At 39.4% G+C, this 19475-nt stretch carries 18 protein-coding genes; 16 read left to right on the forward strand and 2 right to left on the reverse strand.

Features of this window, described 5'->3' with window-relative positions; all coding sequences use genetic code 11:
* Nucleotides 1–84: 84 nt before the first annotated feature.
* Nucleotides 85–270: a hypothetical protein gene (locus tag JWP71_RS06235; protein ID WP_299498003.1), complete on the forward strand. Its 186-nt coding sequence runs from the start codon at nucleotides 85–87 to the stop codon at nucleotides 268–270.
* A 73-nt stretch (nucleotides 271–343) separates the two neighbouring features.
* A complete protein-coding gene (locus JWP71_RS06240; RefSeq protein WP_299498004.1) occupies nucleotides 344–760 on the forward strand; it encodes a hypothetical protein in 417 nt (138 codons plus the stop codon).
* 79 nt (nucleotides 761–839) lie between these two features.
* Here JWP71_RS06240 and JWP71_RS06245 read toward each other — a convergent pair whose 3' ends face one another.
* A complete protein-coding gene (locus tag JWP71_RS06245) occupies nucleotides 840–1391 on the reverse strand; it encodes a hypothetical protein (RefSeq protein ID WP_299498005.1) in 552 nt (183 codons plus the stop codon).
* 238 nt (nucleotides 1392–1629) lie between these two features.
* Here JWP71_RS06245 and JWP71_RS06250 point away from each other — a divergent pair, with 238 nt between their 5' ends.
* From JWP71_RS06250 to JWP71_RS06275, 6 genes are all read left to right on the forward strand, one after another.
* Complete coding sequence (locus JWP71_RS06250; protein ID WP_299498006.1) at nucleotides 1630–2097, forward strand: terminase small subunit; 468 nt, start codon at nucleotides 1630–1632, stop codon at nucleotides 2095–2097.
* 26 nt (nucleotides 2098–2123) lie between these two features.
* Nucleotides 2124–3350: a terminase large subunit gene (locus JWP71_RS06255; RefSeq protein WP_299498007.1), complete on the forward strand. Its 1227-nt coding sequence runs from the start codon at nucleotides 2124–2126 to the stop codon at nucleotides 3348–3350.
* A complete protein-coding gene (locus tag JWP71_RS06260) occupies nucleotides 3347–4039 on the forward strand; it encodes a hypothetical protein (protein ID WP_299498008.1) in 693 nt (230 codons plus the stop codon). Before JWP71_RS06255 ends, JWP71_RS06260 begins: the two co-directional genes overlap by 4 nt.
* A 193-nt stretch (nucleotides 4040–4232) precedes the next feature.
* On the forward strand, nucleotides 4233–4682 hold the full coding sequence (locus JWP71_RS06265) for a hypothetical protein (RefSeq protein ID WP_299498009.1): 450 nt from the start codon (nucleotides 4233–4235) through the stop codon (nucleotides 4680–4682).
* Between the two features lie 19 nt (nucleotides 4683–4701).
* Nucleotides 4702–6774 carry a hypothetical protein gene (locus JWP71_RS06270; RefSeq protein ID WP_299498011.1) on the forward strand — a complete coding sequence of 691 codons (2073 nt, stop codon included), beginning with the start codon at nucleotides 4702–4704 and terminating at the stop codon, nucleotides 6772–6774.
* A gap of 6 nt (nucleotides 6775–6780) precedes the next feature.
* Nucleotides 6781–8841 carry a hypothetical protein gene (locus JWP71_RS06275; protein WP_299498013.1) on the forward strand — a complete coding sequence of 687 codons (2061 nt, stop codon included), beginning with the start codon at nucleotides 6781–6783 and terminating at the stop codon, nucleotides 8839–8841.
* A gap of 76 nt (nucleotides 8842–8917) precedes the next feature.
* Here the strand turns inward: JWP71_RS06275 and JWP71_RS06280 are convergent, their stop codons facing one another.
* Nucleotides 8918–9091: a hypothetical protein gene (locus tag JWP71_RS06280; RefSeq protein WP_299498014.1), complete on the reverse strand. Its 174-nt coding sequence runs from the start codon at nucleotides 9089–9091 to the stop codon at nucleotides 8918–8920.
* Between the two features lie 44 nt (nucleotides 9092–9135).
* On the opposite strand from JWP71_RS06280, the gene JWP71_RS06285 reads away from it, so the two are divergent.
* The 8 genes from JWP71_RS06285 to JWP71_RS06320 all read left to right on the forward strand — a co-directional run bounded on the left by JWP71_RS06285 (nucleotide 9136) and on the right by JWP71_RS06320 (nucleotide 19427).
* Entirely contained in the window at nucleotides 9136–11436 is a 2301-nt protein-coding gene (locus JWP71_RS06285; RefSeq protein WP_299498016.1) for a hypothetical protein, read from the forward strand.
* A gap of 93 nt (nucleotides 11437–11529) precedes the next feature.
* Complete coding sequence (locus JWP71_RS06290) at nucleotides 11530–11826, forward strand: hypothetical protein (RefSeq protein ID WP_299498017.1); 297 nt, start codon at nucleotides 11530–11532, stop codon at nucleotides 11824–11826.
* 304 nt (nucleotides 11827–12130) lie between these two features.
* Entirely contained in the window at nucleotides 12131–13318 is a 1188-nt protein-coding gene (locus tag JWP71_RS06295; protein WP_299498018.1) for a head maturation protease, ClpP-related, read from the forward strand.
* A gap of 118 nt (nucleotides 13319–13436) precedes the next feature.
* Nucleotides 13437–14645, forward strand: coding sequence for a hypothetical protein (locus JWP71_RS06300; protein ID WP_299498019.1), 1209 nt, complete (start codon nucleotides 13437–13439; stop codon nucleotides 14643–14645).
* A gap of 105 nt (nucleotides 14646–14750) precedes the next feature.
* Nucleotides 14751–15335 carry a hypothetical protein gene (locus JWP71_RS06305; RefSeq protein ID WP_299498020.1) on the forward strand — a complete coding sequence of 195 codons (585 nt, stop codon included), beginning with the start codon at nucleotides 14751–14753 and terminating at the stop codon, nucleotides 15333–15335.
* Between the two features lie 277 nt (nucleotides 15336–15612).
* Nucleotides 15613–16908, forward strand: a complete 1296-nt coding sequence (locus JWP71_RS06310; protein WP_299498021.1) for a hypothetical protein — start codon at nucleotides 15613–15615, stop codon at nucleotides 16906–16908.
* Between the two features lie 8 nt (nucleotides 16909–16916).
* A complete protein-coding gene (locus JWP71_RS06315; RefSeq protein ID WP_299498022.1) occupies nucleotides 16917–17534 on the forward strand; it encodes a hypothetical protein in 618 nt (205 codons plus the stop codon).
* Between the two features lie 6 nt (nucleotides 17535–17540).
* Complete coding sequence (locus tag JWP71_RS06320) at nucleotides 17541–19427, forward strand: hypothetical protein (RefSeq protein ID WP_299498024.1); 1887 nt, start codon at nucleotides 17541–17543, stop codon at nucleotides 19425–19427.
* Nucleotides 19428–19475 lie beyond the last annotated feature (48 nt).

A 19475-nucleotide genomic window follows, 5' to 3' on the forward strand; every position in this document is an offset into this window, starting at 1 on the left:
TACGCGAATACACGTAAAGGCCAAAAGCGAAATACATGCCGACCCATTTTAATTAACATCAAGCCACTACTAAATCTAAACAAAATGCATATCGCTTACTCCGCATTACAAAATACAACCCGGCCAATAGCCGCAGACAAAATAACCGAAGAACAATTAAGCATCCGCTTTAAAGCCTACCACGCAACCTGCAATAAATACATTAAAGAAATTGCAGCAATACAAAAATATATACCTGGGTGGTTACCCGCCTGCCCTAATCATGGATAAGTAAATCTTATTCTGAATAAAAATTTCATGTCCCCGGCTATCATAAAGACCGATAGCTTTTAACTCTTTCAAAATGATAAAGATCACAAAAAAATTAAAAGACAAACTGTGGTGGATGATCATATCTGTAGATTATGATTATAGCCGTATAACAGTTGCAGACCATGAACTTAATGAAGACGTTCTTACCTTATGGCTTGAAGACAAACATGACTTTAAAAACTCGCTCGAAGAATGTTTGCAGGTTGATATAACAACCAAACAATTTGCCAGAATAATAAGAGCCGAAAACATGAACAGTTATGAAGGAACTAAACTACACCCGAAGAAGAATTTTATTTATAAGGACCGCATAGAAATAAATGAGCCAATAAAATGGTATAAAGAAGATGCGTCGCTTATTGAGCAGCAATGGGCGCGCGAAGCAGTAGTAAAATTACTACTTACCGAATTGGTAGAAAATGAGGTTGCAGCTATTGAGGTTTGGTAATAATTATGCCAATTAGCATATAAAACATAAATGTTGAAAGTTCAGCTATATAGCTGTTATACTTTAATTGATTGCAAAATTATTTTATACGAAGATCAAAACTACCGCGAACTTTATAGGTAGATGAATTTGGCTTTCCATCTTTAGCCATAAGTATAAAGAAAGAACCTTTAGTTAGCACACTGTCTTGCATGTATTGCAATAAGTCTATTTTATTTTGTGTTTCAGAATTTTTGGTCAGCGTGTATTGCATCCCGCTTTTACTATCGGCACTAAATAATAATTGACCGCCGGCAATAGGTTTTGTCAAATCAGAAGCTGCAGAGCCTGGTGAACTAATGCCAAAACTCATGGTATGTGCCTTATTAATAGCAGTAATGCCAAAATATTTATTGCTGTCGATATTTAAATTAATAAAAGCGATGGAATCTTTAGTGGCATCAAAAGTATATATAGAATCATTTACAGAAACCTGCAGCGTACCGCGGGTGGCTAATATGTTACCTGAAGCATTAACAGAATCAGTTTTACTTTTTGATTTAAGATTTAGATCAACAGCCTGTTCTTTCTGGCAGGAGATAATTACCCCCGAAAGAAGCAAGATAAATAAGGTAAACCTTAAAAAATTCATAGGCCGTTTAGTTATACTTATTATAATACTTATAATACGAATATTAATAGCAAACAGTTGCGTTATTTAATTATTTAACTTTTAAATTACCGCATATTAATGCTATTACTACAACAACTATTAATTGAAAGAGGTATAAGTACAAAATTAAATAAAAAATTCGGGCTAATTACTTTTTAAATGTCAGTTATTTTTCTTACATTTGAATAGATTTATGCCAATCAGCATTTAAATCATAATGAGAAATCTTAAACCATTTTTTTCTGACAAGCACGCTTTACGCGATCTTGTTGATGCATACTTTAAACATATCGAAGGCGAATATCATCTCGAAAAAGTACCATCAAAAAAACCCTCGCAAACTGATTCCATTGAGGAAAAAGTATATAATCGGGATTCTGAAGTTGCAACAATTACGGGGCTGGCGCTTTTTCTGGGGTTTAATAGTCGCGATGAATTTGACGAGTACGAAAACTCAGGTAAGTATGCCCCTATAGTTAAGCGCGCCCGACTGCGTGTAGAAGCGGCTTATGAAAAGCTGTTACATCGCCCCTCGCCTACCGGAGCAATATTTGTTCTTAAAAGCATGGGATGGAATGAAAAGGTTGAAAAAACAACAGCCGCTGATAGCATAAGATCAATAAAAGTTAAGATTATCGAATCTGGTCCGCAGCCTGCATTCAGCGAAAAAGAAGTAGTTATATAACGTTAAACATTTTAATACACTTAATAATGACTGCTAATGAATACGAAGCTTCTATTTTGTTTAAGCAAAACTATGCATCAACCGCGCACATAGTTATTAACCAGGGAGGCACCAGTTCTGGGAAAACTTACGCAATAATACAGGTACTATTTTGCCTGGCCTGCGAAAAAGAAAAACAGGTAATTACTGTTGTTGGGCAAGATATTCCTAACCTAAAAGCAGGCGCCTTACGCGATGCTTTAGGCATATACAATGGTTCGATCCAACTAAAAAAACTGGTAAAAAATTTTAATAAAACAGACAGAATATTTGAATTTTATAATGATTCAATCATCGAATTTAAAAGCTATAAAGATGGACAGGATGCAAAATCGGGTAAGCGCGATTATCTTTTTATTAATGAGGCTAATGGTATTGAATGGAATATTTATACCGAATTGGCACTGCGTACAAAAACCCGGATATTTATTGATTATAACCCCAATACGGAGTTTTGGGTACATATTAATTTAATAGGAAAATTAGGGGTACAGCTAATCATATCCGACCACCGGCACAACCCATTCCTGGAGCAAAATATGCGTGATAAAATAGAGAATACTAAGGATATAGACCCAGAACAATGGAGGGTATACGCACGTGGCCTTACCGGCAAAATAAACGGCCTTATATTTAACAATTGGTATGTTTGTGATGATATTCCGCAGGATGCCAAACGAATAGCGGTAGGCCTTGATTTTGGATTTACAAATGACCAAACCGGGTGTGTGGATGTGTATCTGCAAAATGGAGAACTTTGGATTGATGAACTGTTTTATGAGACCGGCCTAACCAATAAAGATATAGCTGCCAGATTAACAAATTCCGGTATAGGCAAAAGCATAGAAATTATAGCCGACAGTGCCGAACCAAAATCTATAGAAGAATTAAAGCGATTGGGTTGGCATGTAAAAGGCGCAAAAAAAGGCGCAGACAGTGTTAACCACTCTATTGATATATTAAAGCGTTACAAGATAAACATCAGCCGGCGCAGCATTAACCTGCACAAAGAACTGGGACGTTATAAATGGAAAACGGACCGATCTGGCAAAACCATAAATGAGCCAGTTGATACCTGGAACCATTTAATTGATCCGTTACGCTATGTAGTTCTAAACAAATTAAAAATCAACACACTGGCTATGCCTAAATCGCGCTTGCCTTACAGGGATAATAGCTGGAACAATACATTTAAAGATCTGATTACTATATGATAGCAACCACACTTAAAACTACTAAAGGCAAGCTACTGGTTAAAATACCAACAAACATTAAGGAGGTTACCTTAGGGCAAATGATGGCTATGCAGGCCGAGCCCCTATTGAATGACCTCGATGCTATAAGCATACTTTCTGATATACCGGTAGAAGAGCTGCAAAATGTATTGGATTTTAGAGATTTTAATATATTCGGCGAGGCGGTTGTGTTCTTGTCAAATCAGATAAAACACTTGTATAATAGCGATAACATTCCGTCAAAAGTCGCCTTTGATATTGATGGTAAAATATTAAATGTAAATGTTATTCGCAATTTATCTGTTGAACCCGCAGGTGCGTTTATGGCCGCCAGAGACATTATTGCTGAGGAAATAAATGAACATATTAGCCTATATGGAGAAGAAGATTGGCAGGAACGTTTTAATCCGTCATTAAAAGCCAGTTGCAAGGTACTTGCCCAATATTTTTATTGCAGAGTAACCGGCGAGAAATATAATGAGTATAAAATAGAGGAGTTTTGCGAAACCATAAAAAAACTTAGGGTAACGGAGGCGCTGCCCATAGCCAAATATTTTTTTATGAGTTATCCAAACTTATTGAAGCGGAAAACAAATTACTTTCGGCAGCTTCATCTGTTTTGGAAAAGAAAGCGGGCGTTCAATCGTTTGAAAAGTTCAAGTATATAAACACGGTCAATGCCCTTTCGGGGGGCGACATTACCAAATGGGATGAAATCCTAAACACTCCCTATGATCGCGTACTAACCAAACTCCTGCTAAATAAAACCGAAGCAGAATATCAGCGAAAATACGCTGAGCTATTACAAGCACAACGCTAAAATAACCAATTAACTGATGATCAATTAACCAATGACCAACCATGCCCATACGTAACCAAATTGAAGCCGTAGCACAAACCTTAACAACAAACCCAACCTTTGTATACGGCACCGCTAACGAACTAAATACACTTGCAGATGATGTTTCCTCGTTCCCTTGTGTGTTTCTTTATCCATTACAGCCCGTTAACCTGTCGCCGCAAATTAACGGCTCGGTTGATAATACATTTTCAATCTCGATTGACTTTCTTTTTAAGACCGATTTTGATAGGTATACCTCGGCCAATGAAACCTATGTTAGCCAGGCATTACGAATGGCTAACGAATTTATTGTCAAGGCCTCTAAATACCGCGAAGGCGACGGGCGCTATTTTAAAATAAAAGCCGGCGACAAAGCCAAATGTACTCCAGTATACAATAAGTTCGATGCTAATACAACGGGGGTTAATCTAACAATCACTTTGGCAACAATGTATTTTGATAATTACTAACCTATATAAACACTAAAAAATGGGATTAATAGCTAATATAGCCTTTGCAAATACGCATACCAGCTCAGATGGAGCTACCGACTATGCAGATGATGTTTACATAAATATAATTGATGCAGCTACCGGGCTACCTACCGATGGAAACAACGTAGTTATAACTTATTTGATCAACGAAAACGGGATAAACACAACACGTGATATAACCATTGCCGGGCAACGATCAGCAACAATAGATGCCGGGATAATAACTCAGCGAACACCAGACGGAGTTGGAGGTTTTACAACAACCTATTCAAAAACTTATACAATTATCAATATTAGCAATGTGCCGGATTCGGATCCCCCGGTAAACTCCTGCGACCTTCTAATTACTAATATTGATATAGATAGATCAGAATCGGCACCGGGAGCGGGCGATGCACAAATAATGGTATATGCAACATCAAGATATTTGCCTTTACAGTACAGTTTAGACGATATAACTTTTCAATCATCAAATACTTTTACCGGTATAACAGGCGGATTAAAAACTATTTACGTTACCGATGCCAATAGTGCCGGCTGTGCGGCAAACCTACAGGTTAACATACCTGTGCTTAGCAGGCTTTTAATAAGTGATCCGTCTACAACAATTGGCAATAATATAAGCCGTTGGAATGCCGCGTTTAACCCGATAGTATTTACTTATCAGCGTAAAGATTTTGAGGTAATTTCTGTTACATCAGATAGCTTGACCGGCAATGCCAAATTCATAATCAATGCAAATTTAACAGGTGTTTTAAATGATGACCTGGTATATGTAAATACAGGGAGCTATAAGGGAATATATAAGGTTAAAACAGACGCCGTTAATTCACTTGTTTTAAACACGCCTTATACTACCACTGCAACAGGTTATATCAATATAAATCGCCTGCGCCCATATTATAAATTACTAACCGATATTACCTACCAGGACCCGGAAACTAACCAGGAAAAAATCATCCGCTCTACCAACAGGCCAGATAACACCGGTTTAATAAAAGCAGATCTGTCAAACTTTTTGCAAAGCATTGTTGGGGTAAAAGATAAAAGCGATTTTACAAAAATCAACTTTCGTGATAATAATCTGAGTGCCAGCTATCAAATAGCTTATGCAGAAGATTGGGATAACAATCCTCTGCCGGATAATTGGGTGACAATAGCCGATCCGTATTATGTGGTTTATGCCGCCAAACAATTAGGCGAACGTTACGGTGGTAACCTGGCTGCTTATGTGCCCTTTGCATCAGTAACCGCCGGTATCCCGCTGGCCCGATGGGTATCAGATTTTGCAGAGCCCGTTTATTCAAACGGTTATCCTTTTGATATTGGATTTATTTATAGCGAAAGTTTATTGGGTTTAAATTTGTACTATGAGCTTACATTATTAGATATTAACCGAAACCCGTTATCGGGCCAACTTCTTACCAACGCGCTGTTGAATGACAATGGCACGTGGCTGTTTAATGAAGATGGCAGCAAATTAATTATCGCTAATCAAACTATATCCAGCGGACCATTATCAGACCAACTTGGGTTAAACCGGTTATTAATCAACAATGATTTTCCGGCTGATGCTTATTATTTTACAATCACTTTAAAATATGATGATGCAGAAGGCACCCATGCTGTTACACAGACACAAACCATCCGTATTGATGATGCGGTGGATGAACGATCGGTGTACTTGCGTTGGATAGGTTTAAGCGGCTCCTGGAACTATTACCGTTTTGTTTATAACCAGGAAGTTTCTTTAGATGTACAAAATGCTACCATCATAAAAAATTATGTATCCGACTGGGAAAACCAGGATAGCATTGAAGAAGTGATCAGCAAAACCGCGGGTCAAAAAATGAAAGTACTGGCCGAGGACCTGTCTGTAGCTGATATTAAAGGATTACAATCCATAAAATACTCGCCAAAAGTGCAAATGTTGGTTAATAAAAATTCGGTTAAATGGCAAACTGTAGTGTTAAATACGGCAACATTTAGCGAGTACGAAACCCTTAACGGCCAGGCCCCTTTTAGCGTAACATTCAATTTACCCAGCATAAATATTCAAACGCAATAAAGGATCATGAACAATATTCAATTATTTATTAACGACCAGTTAGTTGATCTGAGTGATGACAGCCCTATTGCTTTAACCTTCCAGATCAACAACCTGGCCGAGGTGCAAAATCAGCAGGGTAATACATCCAACCAGTTTAAACTGCCGCTAACACAGCGCAACAGGCGGATACTTGGTTTCCCGGATGACGTAGCTTTTTGCACAGGTTTGCCTTACACCCAATATGATGCAAAGTTGATGCAGGATGGCTTAGAGATAATTCCATACGGGATTGGTGAGCTAAACAGCATCGACCAGGATTCGGCCAGCATAACCATTCTATCAGGCAATGTTGATTTTTTTGATGCAATTGATGGTAAACTTTATGATATGGGCGATAGCACCAGCCAATGGAGCAATTATGTCAAAAGCCTGGTTTGGAAGCCCTATGATCATGCCTGGACACTTGATAATGTTGCCCACTCGCAAACCAAAACCGATGGCTGGATATACCCGGTGATAGACTATGGAAACTTTAGTGAAAATTTTACCGACCCGATAAACATTAATTTCCTGCGTCCGGGTTTCTTTATCAAAACAGCTATTGAGCTTTTGGTGAAAAGCGCCGGTTACAAAGCTACCGGGTCATTGCTTGCTGATCCATTATATCCCCTGTTGATTGCTCAATTTAGTAACGGCACATGGGAACACGGTACCGATTATCAAAATTCAACTGATGCAGATCCGCTGGCTATACAGGTAAAAACAAGTTCGGATATGAATTACGGTAACGTGGATCAATTTGCAGGCACCATTCCATTTCATACAATATCAAGCGGACAACCCACACTCTGGAATGTTCCCGACCAAAGCTACCGCGCTCCGGCAAGTGTTTCGGCAACAATAGAGCTGTTGTTTTCTGTTGCGGTAACCGGCGATGCTAAAAAACATAATAAAGCAGGGCAAACCATTGGTATTGAAATTCGCCTTAAAAAATACAATTCCACTGGCAATGAGTTACTTACCAGTACTATTATAGATCTGAGCAATAACCCGCAGCCAATTGGCGGTGGCTTGAGCCAAAACGTGGCTAACAATGTTAAATTGTCTGTAGATATAGACCTTGTTGAGGATGAACATATTTATGTAGAGTATAATATCAACAATAACAAAAGCGGCGGGTTGGTTACCTTAAAGGCTGGTTCGACCCTTACCATTACTACCAAAAGGCAAAAAATACTGTATGGCCAGCAGATACAATGCGAACGCATTTTTCCTGATATTTCGCAAAAGGACCTGCTTAAAGATACCCTGCAAAGATTCGGGATAACCTGCCAAACAGATAACGCCAGTAAAACCATATCATTTAACTCGTTCCATGATATTGTAAACAATATCCCTGTAGCTAAAAACTGGACCAAAAAATGTTTGGACCAGGGTAAAACCATTAACTTTCAATTAGGCGGCTATGCCCAGATTAATAACCTGAAATATAAAGCCGATGACGCTGTTTTACCTGCCGGCTTTGCCGATGCTGTAATTAATGTGGCCGATACTACCTTATCTGCCACACCTGCCAACCTATTTGAGAGCCAGTTTGCCCCTACCCTTAACCGGCCATATATTGGCGGTACCGTTGCGCAAATAAAGATGATTGATGGCAATAGCGGCGGCACAGATTTTAGCATCGGTGTATCGCCGCGTATTTTAATTGACCAGAAACTGAATATTAACGCTCTGGGCAAAACCGTAACATTTACTGATGGCAACGGCAACAACATTGTGGTGAACGATTACATAAGCACACCCTATTTTTACAAACCGGATGCGCAGCAACTACCGGGCTATGGCCCGGCTAGCTTAAAATTTGATTACCTGCGCATAAAGTATTACCCCGAACTGGAAAAAATATTGAAGCAAACCAAAAAGGTGATACGTTATTTTTTACTAACCCCACGTGATATATTGGAGCTTGACCTGTTAATACCCATTTATCTGGAGCAAGACAGCGCTTATTATTACATCAATAAAATTGACGCCTGGCGCAAAGGACAGCCTGTAAAGGTAGAATTAGTGAAATTAGAATAATATATATTTAGTTAACTCATTTAGTGGAAATATTAACAGTGATGGCAACAACAAATTAATAAGCATGTTCCTTATTTCATTCTTCAGCATAATAAAAAAGCGCATATCGCGGATTATTACTTTTATAAACAATTTTCAAGATATCATCTTTCTGAATATTATTTTCATTTACAAAAATTACTAATTTTTCTTCAAATGATATCTTACCAAATAATTCATTCTCAAATAATTCAACCTTTAACTTTTTCATAATCAACATAAATATTAATAAACATCCAATAATAATACTTTAACATGGCAGATGAAAATAAGATATCAATCGATATAAGTATCGATAGTCAAAATCAGATCAATCAATCTATAAAGGCTTTTGATAATTTACGTAATTCAATAAATAGTCTTTCGCAGCCCTTTAATTCATTTTCAAACAATTTGAATGATTTAGATAAAAACCTATCTAAATACACAGATTCTTTAACGAAATTAAGTACTCAAAATCAAGAATTTGTTTCCACAAGCGGAAATGCTGTTACTAAAGTTTCAGAATTATCAACCACTTTTACGGCGTGGGATAGTATTCTTAAATTTTTAAATATAACCATAAAAGGATGGACAGTGGCATTAACTGGCGGTTTAGCCATTGTAACTGCATTTCTTCCCGAAATTATAAATTTCGCTAGCGCTTTATTTAAAGGCAAAGACGCCATAAACGCAATGGCGTCAAACTTTAAGAATTTAAATGACGTAATGAAAACCTCAAATACAGAAGCCGCATCGCAAATTACTAGATTTCAGGTATTATATAAATCGGCAACCGATGTTAATAATACTTATGCCGACCGTATTAAAAGTGTAAGAGAATTAAAAAAAGAATTTCCGGATCATTTAAAAGGGCTACGGGACGAAGACATCTTAAACGGTAATGCAAAAAAAACTTACAAGGAACTTACCCAGTCAATTATAGATACTGCAAAAGCAAAGGCAGCACTTAGCAAAATAACCGATGAAGAAAATAAATTATTAGATGCCGATTATCAGATCGAAAAAATTAAAACTGCAAACCAAAATGAGATAAAACGCGCTAAGAGTGATTTTGCTAAACAACCAACACCTTACAGGGGTGGCCGCTCAGACAGTAATTTAAAAATAGACATAAATAAAAGTAATGACCGTGCACAAAAAGCACTTCAGGAGCAAGAACAGTTAAAAACTGCTTTGCAAGCTAACATTGATTTCTTAATGAAATTTGCCGGCGGGGCAAATGCAATTGCAAAATCTATCACCAACAATAACGAATCAGAAAACCACTCATTTACTAATACCGAAAATGCTAATAAAACGTTAAACCATAATTCGGCAAAAGAGCTGCAATCAACGGCCGACAAACTTACCAAACAAGCTGCCATTGCCAAAAAATATCACGAAGCAGAACTTATAGACTTTAAAGATCAATTAGCCAAAAAACAAATTACACAGGCCGAATATGACGAAGTAAATAAACAACAGCAAGATAAATATCATGAGGATATAAAGGCTGCGATAAAAACATTTAATGACCAGGACTTGGCCCAGACATTACAACATCAAAAAGACCTGGTTGAAGCAGAACAATTAAGCAAAGATCAGCAAAATATTGACAAAGCCATTTTACCTGCCAATAAACTTGCAGCCGAACAGCAATTGATAACAGATAAATACAATTTTGAGATACAAAAAGCCGCAGAATCCGGTAAAGATACGGCCGAAATACGAGAACGTTATCAACAGGAAATAACTACTGCGACAAAAAAGCATGAGCAGCAACGCAAAGATTTTGAACTGCAAACAACCCAGCAAGTATCAAACGCTGCTTTTTCTATCCTGCAAAACAGTATTAAATCAAAAAGCGGCTCGCAGGTAAAACAACTGGAAACGCAAAAACAGGCCGAATTGAGTAACAGCAGTTTAACAGCCTCACAAAAGCAAGCCATTGAAGATAAATACAAGAAAAAAGAAGCTGAAGTAAAAGTAAAAGCATTTAAAGATGAGCAAAAAGCATCTATACTGCAAGCCGTTATTAACGGCGCATTAGCCATAACTAAAACTACAGCACAAACCGGTGCGTTTGCTGCTTTTGTAATTCCGGGCATTATTGCCGAAACCGCTATACAGGTAGCCACCATTGCCGCCCAAAAACCGCCGCAATATGCTAAAGGAGGTTTACATTACCAGTCGGATGGTAAAGGCGCGCTCCTGTCCGGTTATAGCCGTACGGATAATACCAATGCTTATCTGCGCTCGGGCGAGGCTGTGGTGGTTTCAGAAGCTATGCGTAACCCCTGGGCGCGTAATTTGGTTAGTGCCATTAATGTGGCGCATGGCGGTCGGGATTTTTCGATAACTAATCCCGGTCGTGGTTATGCCATCGGCGGTATATTTACTGATGGCGGCAACTCTAACCGCTACTACAACCAACCCATGAACGACCAAAAAGATCTGGCCAATACCATAGCTTACCAGATGATCAATAACTTCCCCCCTGTTTATGTTGATGTGAAGGATATTAACAGCCAGCAGAATATATTGGCGCAAACGGTTAATAGGGTTAATTTATAATAGCAAGTAATTAGTATCAAGTAGCAAGACATTGCGCTATGATACTATTGAATACTTGATACCTGATACTCACTACTTGATACTAAACAAACTATGAATATAAAGATTGCAAACACGCTCTTTGACGAGGGCACATTTTCGGCCATGTATAAGGCTGGGTTTATCACTACCAAAGTTTTTATTTATCGCGAGATCTATTTATGGGTGCAGGCCCAAATTAAAACACGCGACATTACTAAAAACCAGGCTGTGCTTGAAGCTGAAGTAAAATTTGAAAAAGATGAACGCACTATTTGGCGGGCCATGAATAGCTTTTGTGATACTGACAAAGTAGTGTCACCATTCCATCAAAATAATTTTCCGACCTTTGATATATGCCAATCAGCATAACAAACATGACTAAGATTCATAGGATTTAAAGAATTATAGGATTAATCAACAAATCAAAAGTACTGACAAACTTGCGTCACCACCAGTTAAATGAATAACCCCGATATTTGACTAAGATTTATAGGATTAAAAGATAATCAGCGAAATCCAGCAATCATTAAAATCAACGGTTCAGACTACTGACAAACTACTGTCACCACCCAATTAAAGAATAACCCGGATATTTGTATATCCAATCGCCGGAATTAGCTCTGGCAAAAATCGATCTCAATTCTCATATCTAAAATCTCACATCTCAAAAAGCATGAGTTACAAAATCTATTTATACGACACAGATACCGACTGTATAGGCTCGGGCAGTTTATCATCATCCTACTTACAATATCAGCTGGAAGCAGCGGCCGGCCAGGATGTAGAAGTTCACATTAGCTCGGTAGGTGGCAGCGCGTTCGACGCCATAGCCATATATGACCTGCTGAAGAAATACACCGGTAATGTAACTACCTACATCGATGCGCTGGCCGCCTCGGCTGCCTCTATAGTGGCAATGGGCGGTAAAAAAGTAGTAATGAGCAAATACGCCCTGCTCATGATACACAAACCAATAGTAGGCAGCGGCGGTAACGCTGATGAACTGCTAAAGGATGTGCAGATGTTGAATGTAGTACAATCGCGCCTGGCGCAGATCTACATGGACAAGACCGGGTTGGACGGCGTTACGGTTAATAGTTTAATTAACGCCGTCACCTGGTTATCTGCAGACCAGGCGCTCGACCTTGGTTTTGTTGACGAGGTGGATGATTACCAAACAGACATCACTAACAGCGCCATCATTAAAAACTACACCAGTACCGCCCCTGTATTTTATCAACGCTACATAAATAAAATCTTAAACAAAAACAGCAATATGAACATCGAAAACAAGGAACTTATCGAAAAAACCACGTCGGTTCTGGATAAGATTATGAACTTCTTTAAGAAGGTGATTAACAAACAAACCGTTACAGACAAGGGCACCCTGCACCACGCCGGCGAAATGGAAGAAGGCACAGAGGTTTACCAGGATGAGGATATGACTACCCCCGCTCCTGCCGATACCTACACTACATCTGCCGGTAAAAAAATTGATGTTAAAGGCGGCCAGGTTGAAAAGGTAATACCTGCTACCGACGACGATGAAACCGACGTAGATGATGAATTACCGACAAACAAATTTAAAGACGCAAAAGCCGGCGATGTGCAAAACAAAGTCTTAGAAATCAAAGCCAAACTACATGCACAAAACCAATTACTTAATGAAGCCAAAGCTGCCCTTGAAACTGCAAATGATCGCCTGCAAAAAACAAGAGAGGAGGTAAAAAATGAAATTAAATCAGACTTTACCCCAGAGGGCTCCAAACGAAGCAACAAAGCCAAAACCGAAACACAACCCTTTTTTGCACCGCAAACAACTTTAGCCCAAAACGCGGTTAAACGCGCAGTAGCCCCGTAACCCTTAAAGAGGGAACAATTATCCGAAATCAATCTTATTATACACACCTCATCCCTATACAAGTAAACCAAATTAATCAAAAGCTCCCCCTTTAGGGGGCTGGGGGGCAAATATTTTTATGGCTCAATTTACATTTACAAACAACACTTATGCCGGCGAAGCGCTGGCAGGATTTATGGCCAGCACACTTTTGGAAGCCGATTCGGTAAAGCGTGGATTATTGACCGTTATTAATGACGTAAAATCGCGCAAGGTTATCCTTGATGTAGACGACGACGTTATATTGCAAGACCCATCCGGCCTGTTCAATGATCAGGGCACAACCGCATCGCAAACCGAAAGTTACCTGGACCCGGTAATTTACGAGTTCATGAAGCAGGAACAGTGGGATAAGCTGGCCCAGTCATGGGAAGCACAAAGCCTTAAACCGGGTGCCTTTATGGACTACGAAGGCGTGGTTGATCTATCAGACTTTATGGTGCAGCGTTATCTAACTAAAATACAAATTGCTAATGAGCGCCTGTATTGGTTGGGTAAGGCATCAACCAAAGAGGCAACTTTTACCGCAGCCTTCCCCGGTTTATTGCCAACCATTGCAACAGCATCAGGAGTTTATAAAGTAGGCTTGGGTAAAGCTGCAACATCTATGGCTGCAACAGCTATTAGTGCATTAGGAGTTGTAACCGTATCAAGCACTGCAACTTTATCTGATGGCGACGTAGTTACAATTACCGGCGTAACCGGTACCAGCAAAGATACCACCAATGGCACCCCGGGAATTGATGTACAAGGGCAGTCTTACTTTATTCAGGTATTAAGCGCTACAACATTTAAACTGGTACGTAATTACAATGAGGTTAATACACGTAAACCGGCAACTTTTTCAAGCACATCAGCTGCGGCAACTGTAAGCTATATTAACGCCAGCAACGTGCTTGATGTATTAACAGGAGTTTACGCGCAGCTTGACCCTGCAGACAGAAGCCAGGAAGATTTTAACCTGCAAATCCCTTTCCATGTAGGCTATGCATATGCGCAGGCACAAGCCAACAAAGCAGTTAATGTACTTAACGCGTTTACAGACACCAAAAAAATGGACTACCTGGGTGTACCGCTACAACTAATGAATCACTGGCAGGCAAATACCATATTAGGCGCACGCTCATCAAACTTATTTTTAGGAGTTGATTTGTTAGGTGATGCTTCAGAGCTTTCAACTGTTTATATGAAGCCTTATACTAACGATAATATAGTACGCATGAAGGCCCGTATGAAAGCTGCTGTGAACTTCAAGTTTGCTAATGAACTATTTTACCTATCAGCCTAAAATTAAGGAGTGAATTAGTGAATAACTCCATTTCGCCAGCTCCACTAATCGCTCTTTACTAACCATTCACTCACTAATTCAATAATCACTAATTATTAATCACACATGTCAATTTACAATAAAATAAATGCAGGCTTTAGCCTGGGTACAAGCCAGCCTGTTACATCGGGTATAGAAGATGTTATCTATCTATTTAATGCTGATGATATCACACTTACCTATGATGCCACAAACCCGCTTATTATTACCGGTCTCACAGCGGTTAGCACAGCAAAGGTTTATAAGTTTGAAGGCACTAACAATAGCTTCAACACTATATCAAAACTGGCTAAGACCCAGGTGGGCCCGCGTTATACAGAAGAGATCGATTTCAATATTGCCGGTTTATCAACTGATGTTAAAACGCAATTAATGGCTATGGGATATGGCCGTGTACGTGCCATCGCTATAAACAATTATAAAGCAAGTGATTCATCAATTGAATTATTTGGCGCGGTTAACGGTTTGATATTAACCGATGCAGAGCGTAATGCTGCTGATGAAACTGTTGAAGGTGGTTACAAATTAAAATTAACTAATCCTGACAAGTTGAAAGAGCCATATCCTCCAAGAGCAATATCAATTGCACCTGAATCAGGAAGTGCTACTTATGCCAGTACAATTGCAGCCATAGAAGCTTTATTAGTATAGGACATTATGTCATTTGGTCATTAGTCGAACTATGACTAATGGCCAATCAACAAACAAAATTGACTACTTAAATGACTAATGACCAAATGACTAAAAAATACATTTTAAAACCAGGCAAGCATCAATTCACACCCGGATCTGCAGCTATTCATGACAATAATAATCTTAGCGATAAAGAGGCGAAATGGTATCTGGATAGATACCCCCATATTAAATCATTATTTACACAACTCCCAATAAGGTCAAAGCGAAGATCAAAAAGAAATGAGGTAACTATATGAAAACCTATTTACCACAAATTGAACGCAGAATATTAGTAAGACCGAATCAAACATTTGGCATATTAAATTTTGACCTTGATAATGCTTATCCCCAACGCATGCTGGAGTTAGTTGCAGCATCGCCGACAGCAAAAGATTGCTGGAACAAACGGGCAAAATTTATTGCCGGTAATGGTTTCGAAGAACAAGATCTAGGCAAACAGGTTATAAATTCAAGAGGGCTTACATTGGCAAAGCTTTTAAAAGCTATAGCTACCGACAAGGCCTTATTTACAGGTTTTGGCATGCATGTAAATTATAATGCCAATTATAAAATAGCCTCGGTAAACTATGTTAAGTTCGAGGATATACGTATGGGTGATACGGATTGCCCGGATACTGCAGATAAGTTTGCATTATATTCTGATTGGGGCCGTAAGACATGGAAAAACATCATGCGCAGCAAGATTACTTTCCTTGATAAATATAATCCTGATCCTGAAGTGATAAAGCACCAGGCAGCTGCTGCCGGTGGATGGGAAAACTACAAAGGACAGCTCTATTACTTCAATCCCGAAGTTGATGATTATCCCCTTATAGAAGCTGATAGCGTTTGGGAAGATTTTGAAACGGAAGCCGGTATTAAAATTTTTAATAACCGCGAAGTTACTACCGGCTTTTTACCATCAACAATGCTTTTTATGCAATCAAGGCGTGAAGAAGCAGATAATAGTAAGCCAGAAGGTGACGAAAAATACAATAATCAGCCGTCGCAATTAGAGAAAGATCTTGGCGCATTCCAGGGTGCTAAAAGCGCTCAAAAAATTATTGTGATAGAATATGAAGATGAAAATCAAAAACCCGAGTTTCAGCCCTACTCTATCCAGAATAACGACAAGCTGTTTGAAACCACCGAACGATCTGTAGAAGCACGTATCATCAAAGGTTTTTCAGTGCCAAAGGAATTAATTAATGCTGAAAAATCATCCGGCTTAAGTAATGGCAGCGAAAAGAAAGAAGCGATACGCGAATTTAATGATAATACAGCACCCGATAGATTAGAAATAGCTGAAGCTTTTGCTGAGATTTTCAGTCATTTTTACCAGGATATCAACTCGTCAGTCAACTGGAACATCATACCGGTACCAGCTACAGTTGCCGACGACAAAGCCGGGATAGCAGCCGGATCAAGCATTAACCAGTTGTTATTATCAAACCTGCCTACGGCAAACAAAATAGCCATACTTGTTTATGCCTACGGATTTAAACAGCAAGAGGCGGAAGAAATGGCTTCGGCTGAAACATTAAACTAACTCTTTATATGAATCCAATTTTAATTGACCAAAATACATTTCAGCGATACGAGGATATCTCGGTAAATGTGAAGCCCGAACGCCTTAAAGTATTTGTTAATAAAGCGCAGGACCTTGATCTGAAACCATTTTTAGGCTATGCCCTTTATTACGATTTCATTAAACACTTTAATGAAGACGGCACCATAAAAGATGACGCGCCACAACTTTATAAAGACCTGTTAAATGGCAGCGAATACCTTGACCGCGAAGGGCATATTGTTTTGTATGAAGGCTTACTCCCCACCTTGTTATATTTTTCGTTTGCCCGATTTATTGAAGCTGATGCTATTCACTATACGGCAACCGGGCCAATAATTAAGCATCATGATAATGGTGATGCTGTTGCCCCGCAATACCTTATAAAGCTGGTACAACAGCAGCGAAGCGTAGCAAACGCGCATGCCAACGAAGTTGAGAAATTTTTATGGGATCATAGGGCTGACTTTCCGTTATGGCGCTTTAGTAATAAAAACAGAAGCGCCCGGCAAGCCGGACCGCGTATACGTAGCATTGATAAAACCGATTTTAATTATTCCGGCGGCAGTTATGCACAAACCAATTATTTACCAATTACTGAAATATAACAAGCAATGTCTGACAAAAAAATAAGCGAATTACCTTTAGCATCAGCCATTAACCCAACCGACATTTCTGTATTGGTAAGTAATGGAACTGATTACCAATTTGCATTTACCACCTTATTACAGCTTATTGGTTCAAGTTTAACTGTTGGAGCAAATATTTCATTTGGCATTACGCTACCTCAAAACACTACAGGTAAAAATGGCGATGTATTTATAAATACAAACACGGGATCATTTGCACAAAAAACATCCGGAACATGGGCAGTAGTTTACAGCCTGCCATCAACGGGTAATTTAACTGATGGCACCGTTTTATATGGGATAGGCGTACCGGGTTCAGGAACAGGTAGTAATAATGACACCTACATTAATACCGGCACAGGTGTTTTTTACAAAAAATCAGCAGGTTCGTGGAGCCAGGTATTTTCTATGCAAACAGGTCCGCAAGGGCCACAAGGCACAGCCGGAACAAATGGCAATAATGGAACTAATGGTTTCAGCATATTGCATGGCAACTCCAACCCTTCCAATATAAGTACAGGTGTAAATGGCGATTTTTATATTAATACCACAAACTTTACTTTCTTCGGCCCCAAAATAGCCGGCGATTGGGGGGCAGGAACATCATTAGTAGGTATTGGCCTGGAAACAGGTGGTACAACTGGCCAGGTGCTAGCAAAAAGCAGCAATAATGATTTTGATACCGCTTGGGTTAATCCACTTGTTATTAATGACGCCTCCGCCTCAACTACTAAGGTGTATAGCAGTAATAAAACGGCCGATTTAATTACCGGAGAAGCTTCTATCAGATCATCAGCAGATACAGCGCTGCAAAACAACATCAATGCAGAGGCTACCAATCGCGGAAGCGCAGATACCACATTACAAAATAATATTAATAGTGAAGCAGCAACCCGGGCTGCAGCTGATGTTACCTTGCAAACCAATATTAATGGCAAGCAAAATATTTGGGGTTTTACGCCTGAAAATATTGCCAGCAAAAACATAGCAAATGGCTATGCCGGATTAGACAGTTCTACCAAAATACCATCGTCTTTACTGCCGTCGTATGTTGACGATGTATTAGAGGTAGCCAATTTTGCTACTTTGCAAGGCACAGGAGAAACTGGTAAAATTTACATAACACTTGATACCAACAAAGAATATAGATGGAGCGGCTCTACCTATATCCAGTTAGTGGCATCGCCGGGCAGTACAGATGCAGTGCCCGAGGGAAGTATTAATTTATATTTTACAACTGCGAGGATATTAGCCACGGTACTTTCAGGCATAAGCTTTTTAACAGGCACCCCGGTTGTATCAACCGATACCGTTTTGGCAGCAATGGGAAAGTTGCAGGCTCAACTAAATGGATTGCCATCCCTTTTTCAAGCTAAAGAAGATCAGCACTTAAGCACATCAAATTCACCGCAATTTGTTGATGTAACTACTACCGGTATGTTTATAGGCGGACGTAAAAATTTAGGAGCATCAGGTTTACCAAGCAGCTTTTATGGCAATGCTTATGGGCAAATGGCTATAGGATGGAACAGAACAGTAGGGCAAGGCGAAACAGACTTTCTTAATAATGGCGGAACAGCTGTCGGCGCGGTCGGTGGGTTTCAATTTATTTTGGTTGATAACGCCGGTGCAGAAACCGTAATGTTCAGATTGGCCGGCAGTGACAACGCTGCAATTTTTGCAGGCAGGATTTCACCGGGTATAATTGACGCATCCGCAACCCCGGCTACAGTATATCTAACCTATGACCCCACAACCAAGGCATTAATATCAAGAACCGCCGCCCAGGTTGCGAGCGATATAGGTGGCGGTGGTGGTGGTGGCGGTTCTTCAAGTAAAATATCTTATAACTTTTATCAATCAGTATTATAACGGCGTCAGCCCTCTTGAGTACCCTTAAAAACCAATAACAACACGAGA

It is taken from the genome of Mucilaginibacter sp. (assembly GCF_028287845.1).
Classification (GTDB): Bacteria; Bacteroidota; Bacteroidia; order Sphingobacteriales; family Sphingobacteriaceae; genus Mucilaginibacter.